Source organism: Pseudomonas sp. UBA3149 (genome assembly GCF_002364655.1).
GTDB classification, from domain to species: Bacteria; Pseudomonadota; Gammaproteobacteria; order Pseudomonadales; family Pseudomonadaceae; genus Chryseomonas; species Chryseomonas luteola.
The window spans coordinates 383,263-401,071 of the sequence record NZ_DEYV01000026.1 but is presented as its reverse complement, the minus strand read 5'-3'; the positions used below and the strand labels follow the sequence as shown (position 1 = coordinate 401,071).

The window sequence follows — 17,809 nt, the reverse complement described above, 5'->3', positions numbered from 1 at the left end:
CAGCGATAAGACACTATTGTGCTGAAACGTTTCACCAAAACAGAGTGGCACGTTACTCGATAATCGTTGATCCTTGAAGCACTACACACAATAAAGGCCAGCCCATTGCGTTAGATACCGGACCGTCTGTTTTCGAAAATGGATTATCGTCAATGAAAGGCAAGGTATTGCGGTCATATAAGCAAGAAAGGCGTTCCAGACCGCACGGCCACAAGAGGAATCGTTTTGAAGCTCAGTGATATAGCTCGACTGGCAGGCGTCTCCGTGACCACGGCCAGCTACGTCATCAACGGAAAAGCCGACCAGCGGCGCATCAGTCCAGCCACCGTCACGCGCGTACAGCAAGTGGTCGAACAATACGGCTACCAGCCGGACCAGCGCGCCGCTGGCTTGCGCCGCGGCCAGACCCTGACGCTTGGGTTCATCCTGCCTGACCTGGAAAACCCCAGCTATGCACGGCTGGCCAAGCAGCTGGAAATCAGAGCTCGGCTGCGGGGCTATCAACTGCTCATTGCCTGTACCGACGATGAGCCCGATACCGAGCGGCAACTGCTCTCGCTGTTCCGCGCACGCCGCTGCGATGGCCTTATCACCGCCAGCTGTCTGGCCGATGACGATACGCCCTATCGCCGCCTGCAGGCAGAGGGATTGCCTGTGGTAGCCGTGGACCGTCAGCTCGATCCCAGTCAGTTCAGCTCTGTCGTCAGTGACGACCGGACCGCCAGCTCCCTTCTGACGAGGACCCTGTTGGATACGCCGCCTCGAGAAATCGCCCTGATCGCGGCCCGTCCGGACCTCGTCATCAGCCGTGAGCGCGCCGCGGGTTTCGAATCGGCCCTGCAGGACTTCAACGGCAAGAAGCTGATTCGCTATGGCGAGCAGTTCAGCCGTACCTGCGGACGCGACCTGATGCTGGACCTGATGAGCGAGCTGGGCCATATGCCTGATGCGATCATCACGACGGCATACGTGCTGCTGGAAGGCGTTTTCGATGTTTTCCAACAGCAGGCTGAAGGCTGGCCTTCCCATCTGCGTCTCGCCACCTTTGGTGACGCCCAGCTGCTCGACTTCGTTCCTATCAAGGTCAACGGACTCTATCAGCAGCACGAACTCATTGCAGAGCAGGCCCTGAACCTCATGCTGGATGCCATCGAATCCCACCATTACGAGCCCGGTGTTCATGCCATCCCCCGGCAGCTCAAGACTCGTCACAAGGACTAGCCGGCCCCTACCATGTTGATCGACACCCATAACCACCTGGACTTTCCCGGCTTCGACGATGATCGGGAGGCACTCCTGCACCAGTGCGCATCGCTAGGCGTACGGCGTCAGGTGCTGATTGGTGTCGAGGAATCCCTATGGTCGCAGTTATGGTCTACCGCGCTGGCCCATGAGCCGCTCTACGCGGCCCTGGCCCTGCATCCCTGCTATCTGGACGTGCACAAGGAGAGCGACATCGACACGCTCAGGGCATGGCTGGATCAATGGGCTGGTCATCCCAAGCTTTGCGCACTGGGTGAATTCGGACTGGATTACTATATCGAGCAGCCCGACAAGGCACGCCAGCAGACGCTTTTCGAATCACACCTCGAACTGGCTATCGAATACGAACTGCCGAGCCTGCTGCACGTCAGAAAAGCCCATGCCGATGTCATCGCCACGCTAAAACGTTACAAGCCGCCCAGAGCGGGCGTTGTTCACGCTTTTGCAGGCAGTTACGAAGAAGCACGGGAGTACCTGAAACTAGGATTCAAGCTGGGCTTAGGCGGCGCGCCGACATGGCCGCAAGCCAATCGACTGAGAAAGGTCGTGCCGCGGCTGCCGCTGGACGGCATCGTTTTGGAAACCGACGCCCCTGACATGGCCCCTGCCATGTACCCAGGCATCCGTAACAGCCCTACCCACTTGCCTGATATCTGCGCAGCACTGGCCGAGCTGTTCGGCGTGACCTCCGAAGCGCTTGCCCAGGCCAGTACAACCAATGCGTGTGCCGTCTTCGGGTGGAACCCTGACACACTGTAGAAGACTAGCGTCCCACTACCGTCCAGAGCGCTAACAAGACGTACCAGAGCACAGCAGCCCTGACGAGCAACTGCCACAACGTATCAAGACTGTGAACTCCCGCCTCGGCATCCAGAGCCACAGGCAAATCAGCCGCAGCGCGACCGGCATCAGCCAGTAGCTTGGGAGTGGGAATATCCCAGTTCAACCACTCGGATAACGTTGCGCGGCTGGCGCAAAGAAAATCACCGACTAGCGCAAAGCTGGCAGTGAGTAAGCGTGCCGGCAGCCAATCAAAGGCATGGCACAGCTGTTCTGCATGGGCGCGCAAGGCAGGGCTACGCGCATGGGCAGCCGTCAGCGCAACCAGCCGGTAAGCCAACGCCATGAGCGGTCCCAGCACAACGTACCAGAAAATCACGGCAAAGAAGCCCTCGTGGCCTCGCCATAGCAGCTGCTCTTGCACACGCGCCAAGAGCCCATCCGGCGTTTCCGCTTGAAGACCCAGATCCTGCTCTGCACGCAAGGCTGCGGCCTCCAGATCACCCCGCCGCCAGGAATCCCTGAAACCTGCCAATGCCTGCCTGGGGTCATGTCGGCCCAGGCTATACAACAGCACGAGCACATGTACGGGCAACAGCAGCCAGCCATAGGCAACCGGCTTTAATACTGCCAGCACCAGAGCCAATATCAGCAGGGGCACACCTACCACAACGATCAGCGAGATTGAGCTATGACGCCCCACATGCAGCTCCACCTCAGCCAACAGCGCGCGCCACCAGCCATCACGCTGCAGCCGCAACCGCCAGTGGGTTGTCCACACAACGCCCAATACAAGCAATAAGCTCAGAAAGGTCATTTACCCTCCCCTGTCAAAGATACCCGATATTGGTGCCAATCAAAGGCAGGCCCAGGATCGGTCTTGCGGTCTGGTGCAATATCACTATGCCCGCAAATACGGTCAGGTGTTATGGCTGGGTAATGCCGAAGCACATCGCGCGTCAGTTGCTCAAGCACATGGTATTGCGCCTGCGTATAAGGCTCGGTATCAGTACCTTCCAGCTCAATCCCTATCGAAAAATCATTACAACCTTCCCTGCCCGCAAAACAGGATACGCCAGCGTGCCAGGCACGATCGTCACAGGACACAAACTGCGTCACAGCGCCTGTACGTTCAATCAGAAAATGGGCTGACACCCTTAACGAGGCTATTTCCTGAAAAAAGGGATGTTCACTGCAGTCCAGCGTGTTTTGAAAGAAAGGCTGGACCTTTCCCGTCCCAAACTGGCCGGGCGGCAAACTGATGTTGTGGATAACCAGCAGCGAGACCTGCTCTCCCACGGGACGCTCATTGTAGTTGGGTGATGGGCAACGCTGGGCGTGAGCCCACCATCCCGCCTGAAAATCTGGGGACATAAGAACTCCTGTGAGCGCTTAATGTAAACCAGAGCGGCAGAAGGACCAAGAACACCGATCCGAGCGGCCCTATGATCGGTGTTTAGATAAGCGGAAAGGGATCAGGTGCGTTTGAGCGTGCGAAGATTTCCGATGACGGATTCCAGCGCTCGATCAAACAACAGGGCATCGTCCAGAATACGCAGCTTTCCATGACTCAAGTCGACAGCCAGGCTTTCACGTGACTTTTCCATCACCTTCATGCCTGCGCGATTTACAAAAATATAACGTCCAGCAGACTTAATAACCGCCGCCAGCTTGCAGCGGACCTTGTGATCATCGGCCTCGGTCAGCTCAATCCAGCTACCCACATGGATAGCATCGATCGTTCTGAGCGATTCCTCATCCGGCTTGAACTCTGTCTCGGCAGGCTTGGCCTGAACCGGCTGAAGCACGATCTCATCAGCCACCTCAACCATCGCTGCTAGTGGCTCATGGGCTACCGCCGCCGCACCGTGCTCGACGCGCTTAGCCTGCTGGAATGTCTGTACATGCAGGGCTTCAAGCTGGGTGAAAAACTCACTGGTAGAGAATGGATCGAAGGCCGCGCTGGCAAGCCCTTCACGCAAGGCCTTGAGCAGCCCCGGCACCATACCCAGCAACTTCTGCCGCGAGCCGGCATCTTCATGCGGCTCAACACTCCAGATCAGATCATCCATCGTCTGCAGCGCGGCGAGCCATTCGGCGGAGCCATAGCCCTGCTTGAGACAAGTCAACAAGAGCACCTGACTCCATGCTTCACGAATGACCCGAACCACTACCTCCGGCAGCGTACGCCCAACCAACCGCTCATTCAGCGCGGCCTCTACCTGCTGGCGAGCTTGCTCGGCCCGCGCACGCCCCTCTTCCGCATCCCGGGTGCGCTGCTCAAGCAACTCACTCCGGCGACGCTCATCACTCATATAGGCCAGGAAGTCATTCAACAATTCGTTGAATATATCCGGGTCGTCCACGAAATCACTGAGCAGCCGCTGAACGATCTGCTCGATCTTCAGATAAAGCCCATCGCGCTGCAGCTCATTCTGCTCTTCCCAGCCGAGCGAAGCCGCCGCGATCTCATTCAGGAGCTTACGGGCTGGATGATTGGGTCGGCTGAAAAAGGCCTTATCCAGCACCGCCACCTTGAGCATAGGAATCTGCAGGCGGGCAATCAGCGCTTTCAAGGAATCAGGCAGTGTCAGGTCATCAAGGATGAACTCAAACAGCATGGACACCAGATTGATAACATCATCATCAACCTGCCCCACTACCCGCTTTCGACCGCTACGGGCACTGATACGCCCCAGCGCGTCATCCAGCATCCCGCGCAAGTCGTAACTGTTCTCGACATGCGAAGGCACATGCTGCTGCAAGTGGGACAACAGCCGCATCAGGTCGTAACTGGTAATAGGATGAAGCTCAGCCGTGCCTGCTGGCTCACCGCCAGATATACCCATTGAGCCGCCGCCACTGCGACGTACCTGCGCCAGCAGCCCCTGCAGCGCGCTGAATACTTCCTGATCCTGCTCGCTGTCTGGTGTGGTGGATGCCGTGCGGCCGGTATAACCCGAGGCACTGCGGCCGGTATTACGCGGCGGCGCCAGTTTGAGATGAGGGAGAATCCCTGCATCGATCAGCTGCTGATTCGCCTCGGCATACACACGGTCCAAACCGTTCAGCACAAAACGCTCGAACAGCTTGAGAATGATCAGCTTGACCTTGATCTCAACACCCAAACCACGGCACGCATCCAGAAACGCTTCGCACAAGGGGCGAGGCGCCAACGGGTTGGAGTTTTCGTCCAGCGTTCGGCTTAACTGGGTGTTGAAACGAATACTTAGATGGCCCAGGGCCAGCGCATTACGGGTGACAGCTTTGGTCACCATTGTATCGAGCGCGACAGACTCTTCGAGCTGGTCATTCTGGACCAAGCTCAGATCCTCGAACGAAATGGCGTCGAGCTGAGCAGTATTTTTTGCCGTATCTGCCTGATTCAGGCCCGCGAAACGCTCAAAGTAGCGCTGCAAAAAGTTACGCTCGATCGTCTTGCGCTTCAGGCGCAAGTCACGCATCGCTTCGAAGAACAGATTCTGCTCGTTGTTGCTGGTGGCGCGGTCAGCCATCTCGAACAGCGCATCGTCCGCGTTATCGAACAATTGCTGGAGCGCTGCATTGAGCCGCTGGGCAGCTTTGTCGCGTACCGGAACGAGGGCAGCAGGAATCCGCAACGCCGCATCACTGAGCGTTTTGAAATGAACCACATTAGCGTCGTTCTGCATTGCCCGCCTCCTGCAGCGTACCGTTATGACCAGCCTGCCTGCATACCACGTTACGAGCCTTGAACAACGTTGATCCCATAGCGTTGATAAGTGAACGTTGCGTTGATCATCATTACAGAGTAGCTGTACCAGCTAACCGAGATCACCGCATAGGTATGACCTTGATCATGTTTATGGTTGAGCTACGGCGACTCCCATCTCTAGTGTGGGAATCTGAACAGCGTTCATCCATAAAGTTGCCTTTACCCGCTAATCGTACCCTGAGAAGCGTGAGCTAACCATCAAGATTTCGACCAATCGCCAGCCAAACGCTGATTGGTCTGGAGACTTCACAGAAACGCATTAAGAAGAAGCTTGCCGATAGCGTTGCGCTTACTCCGGCTAAAGCTGGCTAGGATATTGCTAGGAAACCCTTTGGCCTGTTTTTTGAGATCCTTAACAAGGATGGTTACACCAAGCTATTGTCTTTTTGAGCAAGAGCGCTGTCTTTTATTACTCCCACACCAGCACCTGCCCTGCAAAGCCCCTTAAAAAGAAACAAGCGAAGCTCACCAAGGCTTTAGGTAATAAAAAAATATCCATTCTAAAGTTTAGTCTACAAAAGTTAGGTAACTCGCCTTAACGCCAAACCACTATGTTTCCGCCTAAAACAAAAAGCCCAGCTAATCAGCTGGGCTTTAAGTATGGTGCCGGAGATAGGAGTCGAACCTACGACCTTCGCATTACGAATGCGCTGCTCTACCAACTAAGCTACACCGGCCTTATCACACAGGCAACCTCAAACCACTAGCTTACTGCACAGAACAGTTAATACCACGACCTGGGGTAGTAGCAGCACAACCAGTACCAGACAGAACCCATCTCATAGCACCCTGCTGAACTGTAGCATTGTTAGCTCCAGCAGTAGTTGTTGATGGAGTAAAGGTTAAAGCAAGCGCGGTACCAGCGGCATCAGTTCCTGTAGTGGTTAGACTAATAACGCCATCGTCAATGCTTAAAGCATTTACGTAATTAATTGTGGCTCCTGCGTTATTTGCACCGATAGCAGGCGGAATATCATTAGTTCCACTATCACAACCAGTTAAAGTCCCTAAATTTTGAAAACAAAGAGCCACTGCGGTTTTATAAGAAGTAATCCCAGCAACCGCACCAGCAACTTTAGTTCGCTGCGTGTAATTTGCATATTGAGGAATTGCAATTGCAGCCAAAATACCAATGATCGCTACAACGATCATCAATTCGATTAGAGTAAAACCTTTTTGAGCTTTCATGCTTGTCTCCATTAGAAGAAGTAGGCTCAACATGCCTGATTCTCCTTAAGCATTCAGCGTGCCAACCGCTTAGATCACAGTATTTGTGTGAAGTAGATTCCTTGCCGCTTCGCCTGCATGACAAGTACTGACAATAATTGTCATGCAAAAGGCCGTATTTGATAGGACTGCTTTCGACTGCTATAAGGCAGGCATCGCTTATCCTTATCGGCCCGTCTTATGAATGATTTAGCGCCCCTCTCTGGTCTTGCTCGTCAGCTTGTTTTGGCAGAGTTGCTAGATGAAAAAACGGCTCAAAGTGCGGTTGCGCAGAGCAAGGTCAGTAAAGTCCCGCTGGTGACGCACCTGGTCCAGAATCGCCTCGTTAAAAGCCGCGCAATTGCGGAACTGTCTGCTGAACAATTCGGCTTGGCGTTTTTAGACCTGAGTGCCGTTGATAAGGAGTCGCTACCTAAAGAGATCGTGAGCGAGAAGCTGATGCAGCAGCATCACTTCCTGCCGCTTGCCAAGCGCGGCAATAAACTCTTTATTGGCATATCCGACCCGACCAATCAGCAAGCGATTAATGACATTCAATTCAGCACGGGGCTGACTGCCGAACCCATACTGGTTGAGGATGACAAACTTCATAACGCCATTGATCAGTACCTGGATAACGGTACCGGTGGGCTGGATCTTGGTGATATTGATCTTGATATCGAGATCAATACAGAAGAGGAGAAAAAGTCTGAAGTAGACGCTGACGATGCCCCAGTTGTCCGCTTCGTCAACAAGATGCTGCTCGACGCCATCAAGCGCGGCTCGTCTGACCTGCACTTCGAGCCTTACGAGAAGATGTACCGAGTGCGCTTCCGTACCGATGGTGTCATGCATGAAATGGCACGTCCGCCCATTCAGCTGGCCCCACGTATTTCGGCCCGCCTGAAGGTGATGGCGAGCATGGATATCTCTGAACGCCGCAAACCTCAGGATGGGCGTGTGAAGCTCAAGGTTTCCAAAAACAAGTCCATCGATTTCCGTGTGAATACCCTGCCTACCCTTTGGGGCGAGAAGATCGTGATGCGAATTCTCGATCCCTCCAGTGCCCAGATGGGTATTGATGCCTTGGGCTATGAAGAGCGCCAGAAAGAGCTGTATATGGAGGCGCTTAGCCAACCACAGGGCATGATTCTGGTAACCGGCCCTACCGGCTCTGGCAAAACCGTGTCGCTGTACACGGGACTGAATATCTTAAACACGGTCGATATCAATATCTCGACGGCAGAAGACCCTGTAGAGATCAACCTGGAAGGTATCAACCAAGTCAACGTCAACCCGCGTCAAGGAATGGACTTTGCCCAAGCGCTTAGAGCGTTTCTCCGTCAAGATCCTGACGTGATCATGGTGGGCGAGATCCGTGACCTTGAGACGGCAGAGATTGCAATCAAAGCTGCACAAACGGGCCACATGGTTATGTCGACACTCCATACCAACAGCGCTGCAGAAACACTGACGCGCCTGCGGAACATGGGTGTACCTGCTTTTAACATCGCTACATCGGTCAACCTGATCATTGCCCAGCGGCTGGCACGCAAGCTGTGCCCTAAATGCAAAAAGCCACATGACGTGCCAAAAGAAACCTTGCTGAGCGAAGGCTTCCCTGAAAGTCAGATCGGCAAGTTTACGCTGTACTCACCTATTGGTTGCGAGGAGTGTAATAACGGCTACCGTGGCCGCGTGGGTATTTATGAAGTCGTAAAGATTACGTCTGCCATGCAGAACTTGATTATGGAAGAAGGCAACTCAATCGAGATTGCCCGTAAGGCGCGTGAAGAGGGCTTTAATGACCTACGGACATCTGGCCTGCTCAAGGCCATGCAAGGCGTAACCAGCCTGGAAGAAGTAAACCGCGTTACCAAGGACTGATTGGCGCGAACTTTGCCTGTCCACTCGATGCCCATGAAGGGCTGGTCAGTCACATGAACAAGAGTGGACGTCGTCAAACAGCATGGCTGCACATTGACAAGACGCACTCCAGCACCTGAAGAGCGGATTGCATGGCCGACAAAGCATTAAAAATGAGCGCTTTTACCTGGGAGGGAACGGACCGTAAAGGCGTCAAGATCAAGGGCGAAATGACCGGGCTGAATCCTGCCCTGGTCAAGGCCCAACTGCGCAAGCAGGGGATCAACCCCACACGCGTACGCAAAAAATCAGTCTCGATCTTTAGCCGCGGCAAAAAGATCAAGCCGATGGACATCGCCCTGTTCACTCGCCAGTTGGCTACCATGCTGGGGGCAGGTGTTCCTTTGCTGCAATCGTTCGACATTATCAGCGAAGGCTTTGATAACCCGAACATGCGCAAGCTGGTCGATGACATCAAGCAGGACGTAGCGGCGGGCAACAGCCTTTCCAGCTCTCTGCGCAAAAAGCCACAGTATTTCGATGATCTTTACTGTAACCTGGTTGATGCAGGTGAGCAGTCCGGTGCGCTGGAAACGCTGCTGGATCGCGTAGCGACCTACAAAGAAAAAACCGAGCAGCTCAAGAAAAAAATCAAGAAGGCTATGACCTACCCTGCCGCGGTTGTCGTGGTAGCGATTGTGGTAACAGCCATTCTATTGATCAAGGTTGTACCTCAGTTCCAATCCGTATTCGAGGGCTTTGGCGCAGAGCTACCTGCGTTTACGTTAATGGTGATTGGCCTTTCAGAAACCTTGCAGGAATGGTGGTTCATCGTTCTGCTGGCCCTTTTCGCGCTGGGTTTCGGCTTTCAGATGGCACACAAGCGGTCCGAGAAATTTCGCGATGCCGTTGACCGCTTTGTACTCAAGATACCCATCGTGGGCGCCATTCTTTATAAGTCTGCGATTGCACGCTATGCGCGTACCTTATCCACCACCTTTGCTGCGGGCGTACCGCTGGTAGATGCGCTGGATTCGGTTTCCGGCGCTACGGGTAACGTTGTCTTCCGCAATGCCGTCGACAAGATCAAGCAAGACGTCTCGACCGGTATGCAGCTGAACTTCTCCATGCGTACAACTGCCGTGTTTACTTCTATGGCGGTGCAAATGACGGCGATTGGTGAGGAGTCGGGTGCACTGGACGAAATGTTGGATAAAGTGGCCACTTTCTATGAAGAAGAAGTGGACAACATGGTCGACAGCCTTACCGCTCTGATGGAGCCCATGATCATGGCAGTTCTGGGCGTACTGGTGGGCGGCTTGATCATCGCCATGTACCTTCCTATCTTCCAACTGGGCTCGGTTGTTTAATGGAGGCTATCGAGCTTTTGGCAACCTACCCCGCCGCGTACTTGAGCTGTGCGTTGGTACTGGGCTTATTGGTTGGCAGCTTTCTCAATGTAGTCGTACACCGGCTCCCCAAGATGCTTGAACGGGACTGGATAGCCCAGTCTCGCCAAATGCTGGAGCTACCCAGCGAAGGCGAGGCGGAAACCTATAACCTTGCCAAGCCCCACTCCCATTGTCCTCACTGCCAACATCGCATTCGGCCGTGGGAAAACATTCCTGTTATCAGCTATGTCATGCTGCGCGGCAAATGCTCCAGCTGTAAGGCGCCCATTAGTGCTCGCTATCCGCTGGTTGAATTGACGTGCGGCCTGCTTTCCCTGTTTGTCGTCTGGCATTTTGGCTTTACCTGGCAGGCAGCCAGCGCCTTGTTACTGACCTGGGGGCTGCTCGCCGCCAGCCTGATCGATGCTGATCATCAGATTCTTCCTGACGTCATTGTTCTTCCGCTGCTATGGGTTGGCTTGCTGGTTAACCAGTTTGAGTTGTTCTCTAGTCTCTCCGATGCAGTCTGGGGTGCAGCGGCGGGTTACATGAGCTTGTGGGTGGTTTTCCAGCTTTTCAGGCTGATCACAGGCAAGGAAGGGATGGGCTTTGGTGACTTCAAGCTGCTAGCCATGCTGGGCGCCTGGGGTGGCTGGCAAATCCTGCCGCTTACGATATTGCTGTCCTCTTTAGTGGGCGCGATTCTCGGCATCATTCTGCTTCGCCTCAAGAATGCCGAAAACAGCACCCCGATACCGTTTGGGCCTTATCTGGCCATTGCGGGGTGGATTGCTTTGCTTTGGGGTGATCAAATAACAGGCATGTACCTTCACTTTGCCGGTTTTTGATGAGCAACCCTTGGATTCTCGGCCTTACGGGTGGGATTGGTAGCGGTAAAAGCGCCGCTGCCGAACATTTCGGCTCGCTGGGCATTCACACAGTAGATGCTGATCACGCGGCCCGCTGGGTGGTAGAGCCTGGTCAGCCCGCTCTTGAGCAGATCGCTCTCCATTTTGGCGGCGATATCCTGCTCGATAATGGTCGCCTGAATCGCCCAGGACTACGTGCTCGCATATTCGCCATCCCCGAAGAAAGGCGCTGGCTTGAGTCGTTGTTACACCCTTTGATCCGCCAGGAAATCATTCGGGCACTAAACGAAGCCACATCGCCCTATGCCGTTCTGGTTTCCCCTTTGCTTATCGAATCAGGCCAGACGCAGCTTACTCAACGGGTACTCGTGATAGATGTGCCGGAAGCCTTGCAGCTCGAACGTGCCATGCGGCGCGATCAGGCTGACGAGACACAGATCAAGGCCATCCTTCAGGCGCAAATGAAGCGAGCCGAGCGCTTGAAACACGCGGATGATGTCCTCATTAATGACGGGACGCTCGCGCAGCTCCATGAGCATGTCGAACGCCTGCATCACTTTTATCTCACCCTACAAGGAGGCAAGCATGCCTAAGCCACCTTTAACCGTAGATTGCCCTACGTGCGGCGCTCCCGTGGAGTGGAGCGAGGCCAGCCCCAACCGCCCCTTCTGTTCAGACCGCTGCAAACTAATAGACCTGGGCGCCTGGGCAGCAGAGGAGCACGCCATTCCCGGCAACGATCTGGAAGACGATTTGTTTTCAGAAGACATGCCACGCCGGGACCATTAAACCACTGCTCCATGGCGTCCCATACTGACCATTTTCGCCACACTTGGCTTTAAGCCGAAGCGCTCAATAACGTTTCGGCTAGCGCCTCCCTTATTTGGCCTTTGCCTTTAACGCATCTTTCAGCCCTTCGGCAGAGTCGAACTCTCGCTGCCCTACGAAACGGCCATGATCCAGCATGAGCCAAAGAACCTTTTCCTTGTCACCAGGGTAACGGGGCGCCACCCGCCCTTCATGATCCAATAGCACGCGGTAGTTATAGTCACGCATGGCAGGAATGGCGAACAACGTCGATATCACCTTGGGCATCTGACTGATATCAGCCAGGAAGGCTACCTTGCTAGCCTCTAGATAGCCCTTGGGCTGATCCTTCAAAGCCGCCTTCACGAGATTTGCACCCGTCATGCTGCGAGCAACCAGCAAAACCTGCAGATCATCGTCCAGCGTATAAGGCTGGTCGTTCTGATCCAACAGCGTCCAGGGTGCAAGGCGCTCTCCTGGCGCCAGTGCCCAGGTCAATCCGGGCAGTAAAGCAATCAGCAATAGCACAGAGCGCAAGACGCGCATGGAGCCTCCAGTTACTGGTTCAAAGAGCGAAACTGTATCAGCGAGCAGCGCCAGGGTGACTGGCATTTCGCTGTCATCACTGTAAAAATATTCACGCCAGTCATTTTTCAATGTAAGCAGAACATCTGCCGCAGATCCGCAAGCCTCCTCTAGAGCAAGGGCGTTGTACGCCGCCACCCTACTATCGTAATAGGCCCACCTGATGATACCGCTAAAAGAGCTTTTGGCAGCTGTGCCTCAAACGGGAACCGTACAATGGATGGGTGTCCGCCCCGCCGCTCGAGCAGAGATGATCATTGTTGATGCTGTTGAGGCGCGCCGCGAGGCTGGCTTGACGGGCGACCATACCCGCCCCAGCCCACGCAATGCACGTCAGGTCACGCTTATCCAGTGGGAACATCTGGCAGTTGTCAGCGCGCTCATCGGACGATCGCTTGAACCTCAGGACCTGCGCCGCAATATAGCAGTCACAGGTATTAACCTTTTCAGCCTTAAAAATCGCCGCTTTCAGATCGGTAAGGCCATTTTCGAAACAACCGGCTGGTGTCAGCCATGCGCTCGCTTGGAAGAGCGCCTAGGGCTGGGCACGTTTCAAGCGATGCGTGGCCACGGTGGAATTACTGCCCGCATATTGAGCGGCGGAATCATCAGAGTCGGCGATACCGTAAGCGTCATCGACGACTAACCCAACGAATTACTTCATACGAGCCGACTCATCAGCGGCTCGTATCACCGCAGGCGCCTTGGCTGCCCGCGCCAAAGAATTCCAACACTATGAGTATGAAACACCATGACACATCGAATCGTAATCGTCGGCGGCGGCGCTGGGGGCTTGGAGCTGGCTACCCGCCTGGGCAGAAAGTTCGGTAAGCGAAACCAGGCACATGTCACGTTGGTCGATGCCAACCTGACCCATATCTGGAAGCCGCTCATGCACGAAATCGCCGCGGGCTCCCTGAACTCTTCAGCTGACGAACTCAACTATGTCGCCCAGGCGAAATGGAATCACTTTGAGTTTCAGCTAGGTCGCCTGACTGGCCTGGACAGAGCAAATAAGCGCATTCGTCTTGCACCTATCACCGACGAGCAAGGCAAGGAAGTTCTTGCTGAGCGAACCATGCCCTATGACACGCTCATTATTTCCATCGGCAGTAAAACAAATGACTTCGGCACACCTGGCGCTGCAGAGCACTGCCTGTTTCTGGATACCCGCGCCCAGGCCGAGCGCTTTCATCAGCAGCTGCTCAATCAATATCTGCATGCTCAGGCAAGCAGTGAAACGGCAGCGCCCATTGATATCGCAATTGTTGGCGCTGGCGCCACGGGCGTGGAGCTGGCGGCAGAACTTCGCAATACCTCTCAGCAGTTGGTCTCCTACGGCTTGAATCGTATTCGCCCGGAAGACCTTCGTATCACGATTATCGAGGCAGGCCCGCGCGTACTACCAGCACTGCCTGAACGCATCGGAGAGCCGGTCGCTCAGCAGCTGCAGAAACTAGGTGTCCGCCTTATGACAGGCGCAGCCGTAAGCTCTATCACCGAAGATGGTCTAACCACCAAGAGCGGCGAATTCATCCCTGCCAAGCTTAAGGTATGGGCAGCTGGCATTCGTGCACCGGAGTTTCTGGCTAATATGGACGGGCTGGAAAGCAATCGAATCAATCAATTGGTGGTACGTCCTACGCTTCAAACCACGCAGGATGATGACATCTTTGCCTTTGGCGATTGCGCGGCGTGCCCGATGTCTGGAGAGGACAATCGTAATGTCCCGCCCCGGGCGCAGGCTGCGCACCAACAGGCCTCTCTACTGGTGAAATCCATAACGGCTCGCCTGAAAGGCGAAGCGCTGCCTGAATACCATTACAAGGATTATGGCTCACTGATCTCGCTTTCGCGTTATTCAGCCGTGGGCAACCTGATGGGTAATCTGACCGGGAACGTCATGCTGGAAGGCTGGCTGGCGCGCATGTTTTACGTGTCACTCTATCGGCTGCACCAGCGGGCGCTCTATGGAAACTTCAGAACCTTGCTGCTGATCATTAGCGATCACTTGGGCCATACACTCAAGCCAAGGCTAAAGCTGCATTAAATGGTAGATGCCCTGTTTGCAAGGTGCAGACAGGGCACAATACCCTGGACATGACGAATTTGCACAAAGCAAATGGCGCTGCGCCAAACAAACATGTTCTGAAAAGAAGAAGACTTTAAAACGAGACACAGCGAAGAACTCGCTGCTTAGCAGAAATGCTTAGGAGGTTAACGCTTAGATAAGAAAGTGGTGGGTCGTGTAGGATTCGAACCTACGACCAATTGGTTAAAAGCCAACTGCTCTACCGACTGAGCTAACGACCCACTTAATGGTCGGGGTAGGGGGATTCGAACTCCCGACATCCTGCTCCCAAAGCAGGCGCGCTACCGGGCTGCGCTATACCCCGACAAGGAAGTTGGCTCCGCGACCTGGACTCGAACCAGGGACCCAATGATTAACAGTCATTTGCTCTACCGACTGAGCTATCGCGGAACTTCTAAGCTTCCAATCTCAACCTTTGCTCTTCAGCGTTAAGCTGCGCTGCATCAGCTGAGGTGCGCCATTTTACGGGTATTGATTCCTGTGTCAACACCCTTTAGCAAATTTTATTGCAAAAAATTCATGCACTTAAGATATGCCTCGTCTGGAAACGCAAAGGGCGCCTTAAGGCGCCCTTTAGCAGACTAAGCAAATACGATGTCGTCGCCTTCTACCCTCGCCTCTATCTTGCTGCCTGGAACAAATTGCCCAGACAGAATCTGCTGGGCAAGAGGGTTCTCGATCCAGCGCTGAATGGCACGCTTCAAGGGACGTGCCCCATAGACAGGGTCGTAACCTACTGCAACCAGCTTGTTCATTGCCTCTGCCGAAAGCGCCAGATCCAACTCGCGCTCAGCCAGACGCTGACGCAGGCGGCTCAATTGAATATCAGCGATACCAGCGATCTGATCACGTCCGAGCGGTTCGAACACAACCACCTCGTCGATACGATTGATGAACTCCGGCCGGAAGTGGGCCGAGACCGCATCCATAACAGCAGCACGCTGAGCCTCTTGGTCGCCAACTAATTCCTGTATTTGCGCTGACCCCAGGTTCGAAGTCATGACGACAACCGCATTACGGAAGTCGACAGTACGCCCTTGGCTATCAGTCAGGCGGCCATCGTCCAGCACTTGCAGCAGGATATTGAAGACATCCGGATGCGCCTTTTCCACTTCATCCAGCAGAACCACGGAGTATGGCTTACGCCGCACCGCCTCGGTGAGATAACCGCCTTCCTCATAGCCCACATATCCTGGAGGCGCACCAATCAGACGGGCAACGGAATGCTTCTCCATGAACTCAGACATGTCGATACGAATCATGGCGTCTTCTGTATCGAACAGGAACTCAGCCAACGCTTTGCAAAGCTCGGTCTTACCTACCCCGGTTGGGCCCAGGAACAGGAACGACCCGCTCGGCCGATTCGGATCAGCCAATCCTGCACGCGAGCGTCTAACGGCGTTCGCTACCGCCGTCACCGCCTCATTCTGCCCAATGACACGCTGATGAAGCGCATCTTCCATGCGCAACAGCTTGTCACGCTCGCCTTCGAGCATTTTGCTGACCGGAATGCCCGTCCACTTGGAGACCACTTCAGCAATTTCGTCCTCGGTCACCTTGTTGCGCAGCAGCTGGTTGGCCGGCTTTTCATGCTGGTCCACCATCTGCAGGCTACGCTCAAGGTCAGGAATGACGCCGTATTGCAATTCTGCCATACGGTTGAGATCACCCTTCCGGCGCGCCAACTCAAGCTCCTGCTTGGCTTGCTCAATCTTCTGCTGTAATTGCGCAGAGCCTTGAACCTCCGCCTTCTCAGCCTTCCAGACCTCTTCCAGATCGGCATACTCCTGCTCAAGCCGGGCGATGTCTTCACGCAGCTTGCCAAGACGCTTCAGGGCACCTTCGTCACTTTCTTTTTTGAGCGCTTCCTGCTCAACCTTCAGCTGGATCAAACGACGCTCCAGGCGGTCAAGCGCTTCGGGCTTGGAGTCGATTTCCATCCGAATACGGCTTGCGGCCTCGTCGATCAGGTCAATTGCCTTGTCGGGCAGTTGCCGATCCGTAATGTAGCGATGCGACAGCTTGGCGGCCGCAATGATGGCCCCATCAGTAATCGCGACCTTGTGATGCACTTCATACCGCTCTTTCAAGCCGCGCAGGATCGCAATGGTATCCTCCTCGCTCGGCTCATCGACCAGGACTTTCTGGAAACGACGCTCCAAGGCGGCGTCCTTTTCAATGTACTGGCGATACTCGTCAAGCGTGGTAGCGCCTACACAATGCAGCTCGCCACGAGCCAATGCAGGCTTGAGCATGTTACCTGCGTCCATGGCGCCTTCCGCCTTACCGGCACCCACCATGGTATGGAGCTCATCGATAAAGAGGATGACACGCCCTTCCTGTTTGGAAAGCTCATTCAACACCCCCTTGAGGCGCTCCTCGAACTCTCCCCGGAATTTGGCACCGGCAATCAGAGATCCCATGTCCAGGGCTAACAGACGCTTATCCTTCAGGCCATCGGGCACTTCACCGTTGACGATCCGCTGAGCCAGCCCTTCAACAATGGCTGTTTTACCAACGCCCGGTTCACCTATCAGCACCGGGTTATTCTTGGTACGGCGTTGCAGGACTTGGATGGTGCGGCGAATCTCGTCGTCACGACCGATCACAGGGTCAAGCTTGCCCTCCTCCGCGCGCTTGGTAAGGTCAACCGTAAACTTATCCAATGCCTGACGAGACTCCTCAGCATTAGGATCGTTGACAGCATCACCGCCGCGCAGGTTGTTAACGGCATTTTCCAGAGCCTTACGGGAAACCCCCTGCGCCAGCAGTATCTTGCCAAGCTTGGTGTTCTCGTCCATAGCAGACAGCAGCACCAGCTCGCTTGAAATAAATTGGTCTCCCTTCTGCTGAGCCAGCCGATCGGCCTGATTCAACAGACGCGCCAGATCCTGAGACAGGCTGACATCCCCGGTAGGGTTCTGAATCTTCGGCAGACTGTCCAGCTCCTTGGTCAGGGCCTGGCGGAGCATCTGAATGTCAAAGCCGACCTGACGAAGCAGCGGCAGAATCGAACCGCCCTGCTGATCCAGCAAGGCAGAAAAAAGATGCACGGGCTCGATGGCCGGATGGTCATGCCCCACCGCGAGGGATTGGGCGTCGGCCAACGCAAGTTGCAATTTACTGGTTAAACGGTCAATTCGCATGACTATGTCCTTTATATGAGCGCGGGTCAGGGACGCACCATAAAAAGCGT

The 17,809-nt window shown here is 54.7% G+C and carries 15 protein-coding genes and 4 tRNA genes; 9 read left to right on the top strand and 10 right to left on the bottom strand.

Translation table 11 applies throughout. From position 1 onward, the window contains the following. The first annotated feature begins 225 nt into the window (after positions 1-225). Both cra and B3729_RS16360 read left to right on the top strand, forming a co-directional pair. On the top strand, positions 226-1,221 hold the full coding sequence (gene cra, locus B3729_RS16365) for a catabolite repressor/activator (RefSeq protein WP_286788396.1): 996 nt from the start codon (positions 226-228) through the stop codon (positions 1,219-1,221). 12 nt (positions 1,222-1,233) lie between these two features. Continuing rightward, a complete protein-coding gene (locus B3729_RS16360) occupies positions 1,234-2,022 on the top strand; it encodes a TatD family hydrolase (protein WP_286788395.1) in 789 nt (262 codons plus the stop codon). Between the two features lie 4 nt (positions 2,023-2,026). On the opposite strand, the gene ampE is transcribed toward B3729_RS16360, so the two are convergent. The 5 genes from ampE to B3729_RS16335 form a co-directional block, all read right to left on the bottom strand. Next, positions 2,027-2,860: a regulatory signaling modulator protein AmpE gene (gene ampE / locus B3729_RS16355; protein WP_286788394.1), complete on the bottom strand. Its 834-nt coding sequence runs from the start codon at positions 2,858-2,860 to the stop codon at positions 2,027-2,029. Then, positions 2,857-3,417: a 1,6-anhydro-N-acetylmuramyl-L-alanine amidase AmpD gene (gene ampD, locus B3729_RS16350; protein ID WP_286788393.1), complete on the bottom strand. Its 561-nt coding sequence runs from the start codon at positions 3,415-3,417 to the stop codon at positions 2,857-2,859. Before ampD ends, ampE begins: the two co-directional genes overlap by 4 nt. A 101-nt stretch (positions 3,418-3,518) precedes the next feature. Next, positions 3,519-5,714, bottom strand: a complete 2,196-nt coding sequence (locus tag B3729_RS16345) for a DUF1631 domain-containing protein (protein WP_286788392.1) — start codon at positions 5,712-5,714, stop codon at positions 3,519-3,521. A 684-nt stretch (positions 5,715-6,398) separates the two neighbouring features. Beyond that, positions 6,399-6,474: transfer RNA gene (locus B3729_RS16340), tRNA-Thr, on the bottom strand. Positions 6,475-6,505: 31 nt separating this feature from the next. Further along, the gene (locus B3729_RS16335) at positions 6,506-6,985 is read right to left on the bottom strand and encodes a pilin (RefSeq protein WP_286788391.1); all 480 of its coding nucleotides are present in this window, start codon (positions 6,983-6,985) and stop codon (positions 6,506-6,508) included. A gap of 219 nt (positions 6,986-7,204) precedes the next feature. Here B3729_RS16335 and pilB point away from each other — a divergent pair, with 219 nt between their 5' ends. The 5 genes from pilB to yacG all read left to right on the top strand — a co-directional run bounded on the left by pilB (position 7,205) and on the right by yacG (position 11,918). After that, a complete protein-coding gene (gene pilB, locus B3729_RS16330; protein ID WP_286788390.1) occupies positions 7,205-8,890 on the top strand; it encodes a type IV-A pilus assembly ATPase PilB in 1,686 nt (561 codons plus the stop codon). 131 nt (positions 8,891-9,021) lie between these two features. After that, positions 9,022-10,239: a type II secretion system F family protein gene (locus B3729_RS16325; RefSeq protein WP_286788389.1), complete on the top strand. Its 1,218-nt coding sequence runs from the start codon at positions 9,022-9,024 to the stop codon at positions 10,237-10,239. Then, positions 10,239-11,108 carry a prepilin peptidase gene (locus B3729_RS16320; protein ID WP_286788388.1) on the top strand — a complete coding sequence of 290 codons (870 nt, stop codon included), beginning with the start codon at positions 10,239-10,241 and terminating at the stop codon, positions 11,106-11,108. Before B3729_RS16325 ends, B3729_RS16320 begins: the two co-directional genes overlap by 1 nt. After that, positions 11,108-11,722, top strand: coding sequence for a dephospho-CoA kinase (coaE, locus tag B3729_RS16315; RefSeq protein ID WP_286788387.1), 615 nt, complete (start codon positions 11,108-11,110; stop codon positions 11,720-11,722). Before B3729_RS16320 ends, coaE begins: the two co-directional genes overlap by 1 nt. Then, a complete protein-coding gene (gene yacG / locus B3729_RS16310) occupies positions 11,715-11,918 on the top strand; it encodes a DNA gyrase inhibitor YacG (protein ID WP_010797204.1) in 204 nt (67 codons plus the stop codon). The genes coaE and yacG overlap by 8 nt, the downstream gene beginning before the upstream one ends. A 90-nt stretch (positions 11,919-12,008) precedes the next feature. On the opposite strand, the gene B3729_RS16305 is transcribed toward yacG, so the two are convergent. Beyond that, positions 12,009-12,482 (bottom strand): FAD/FMN-containing dehydrogenase, encoded by a 474-nt coding sequence (locus B3729_RS16305; protein WP_286788386.1) that lies wholly within the window; start codon positions 12,480-12,482, stop codon positions 12,009-12,011. Between the two features lie 202 nt (positions 12,483-12,684). Between B3729_RS16305 and B3729_RS16300 the strand changes: the two genes are divergently transcribed. Together B3729_RS16300 and B3729_RS16295 are read left to right on the top strand one after the other, a co-directional pair. Continuing rightward, the gene (locus B3729_RS16300; RefSeq protein WP_286788385.1) at positions 12,685-13,167 is read left to right on the top strand and encodes an MOSC domain-containing protein; all 483 of its coding nucleotides are present in this window, start codon (positions 12,685-12,687) and stop codon (positions 13,165-13,167) included. Between the two features lie 105 nt (positions 13,168-13,272). Continuing rightward, entirely contained in the window at positions 13,273-14,571 is a 1,299-nt protein-coding gene (locus tag B3729_RS16295; RefSeq protein WP_286788384.1) for an NAD(P)/FAD-dependent oxidoreductase, read from the top strand. A gap of 187 nt (positions 14,572-14,758) precedes the next feature. Here B3729_RS16295 and B3729_RS16290 read toward each other — a convergent pair. From B3729_RS16290 to clpB, 4 genes are all read right to left on the bottom strand, one after another. After that, positions 14,759-14,834: transfer RNA gene (locus B3729_RS16290), tRNA-Lys, on the bottom strand. A 6-nt stretch (positions 14,835-14,840) separates the two neighbouring features. Continuing rightward, positions 14,841-14,917 (bottom strand) — tRNA-Pro (locus B3729_RS16285). Between the two features lie 10 nt (positions 14,918-14,927). Then, positions 14,928-15,003, bottom strand: a tRNA-Asn gene (locus B3729_RS16280). A gap of 191 nt (positions 15,004-15,194) precedes the next feature. Further along, positions 15,195-17,759 (bottom strand): ATP-dependent chaperone ClpB, encoded by a 2,565-nt coding sequence (gene clpB / locus B3729_RS16275; protein WP_286788383.1) that lies wholly within the window; start codon positions 17,757-17,759, stop codon positions 15,195-15,197. Positions 17,760-17,809 lie beyond the last annotated feature (50 nt).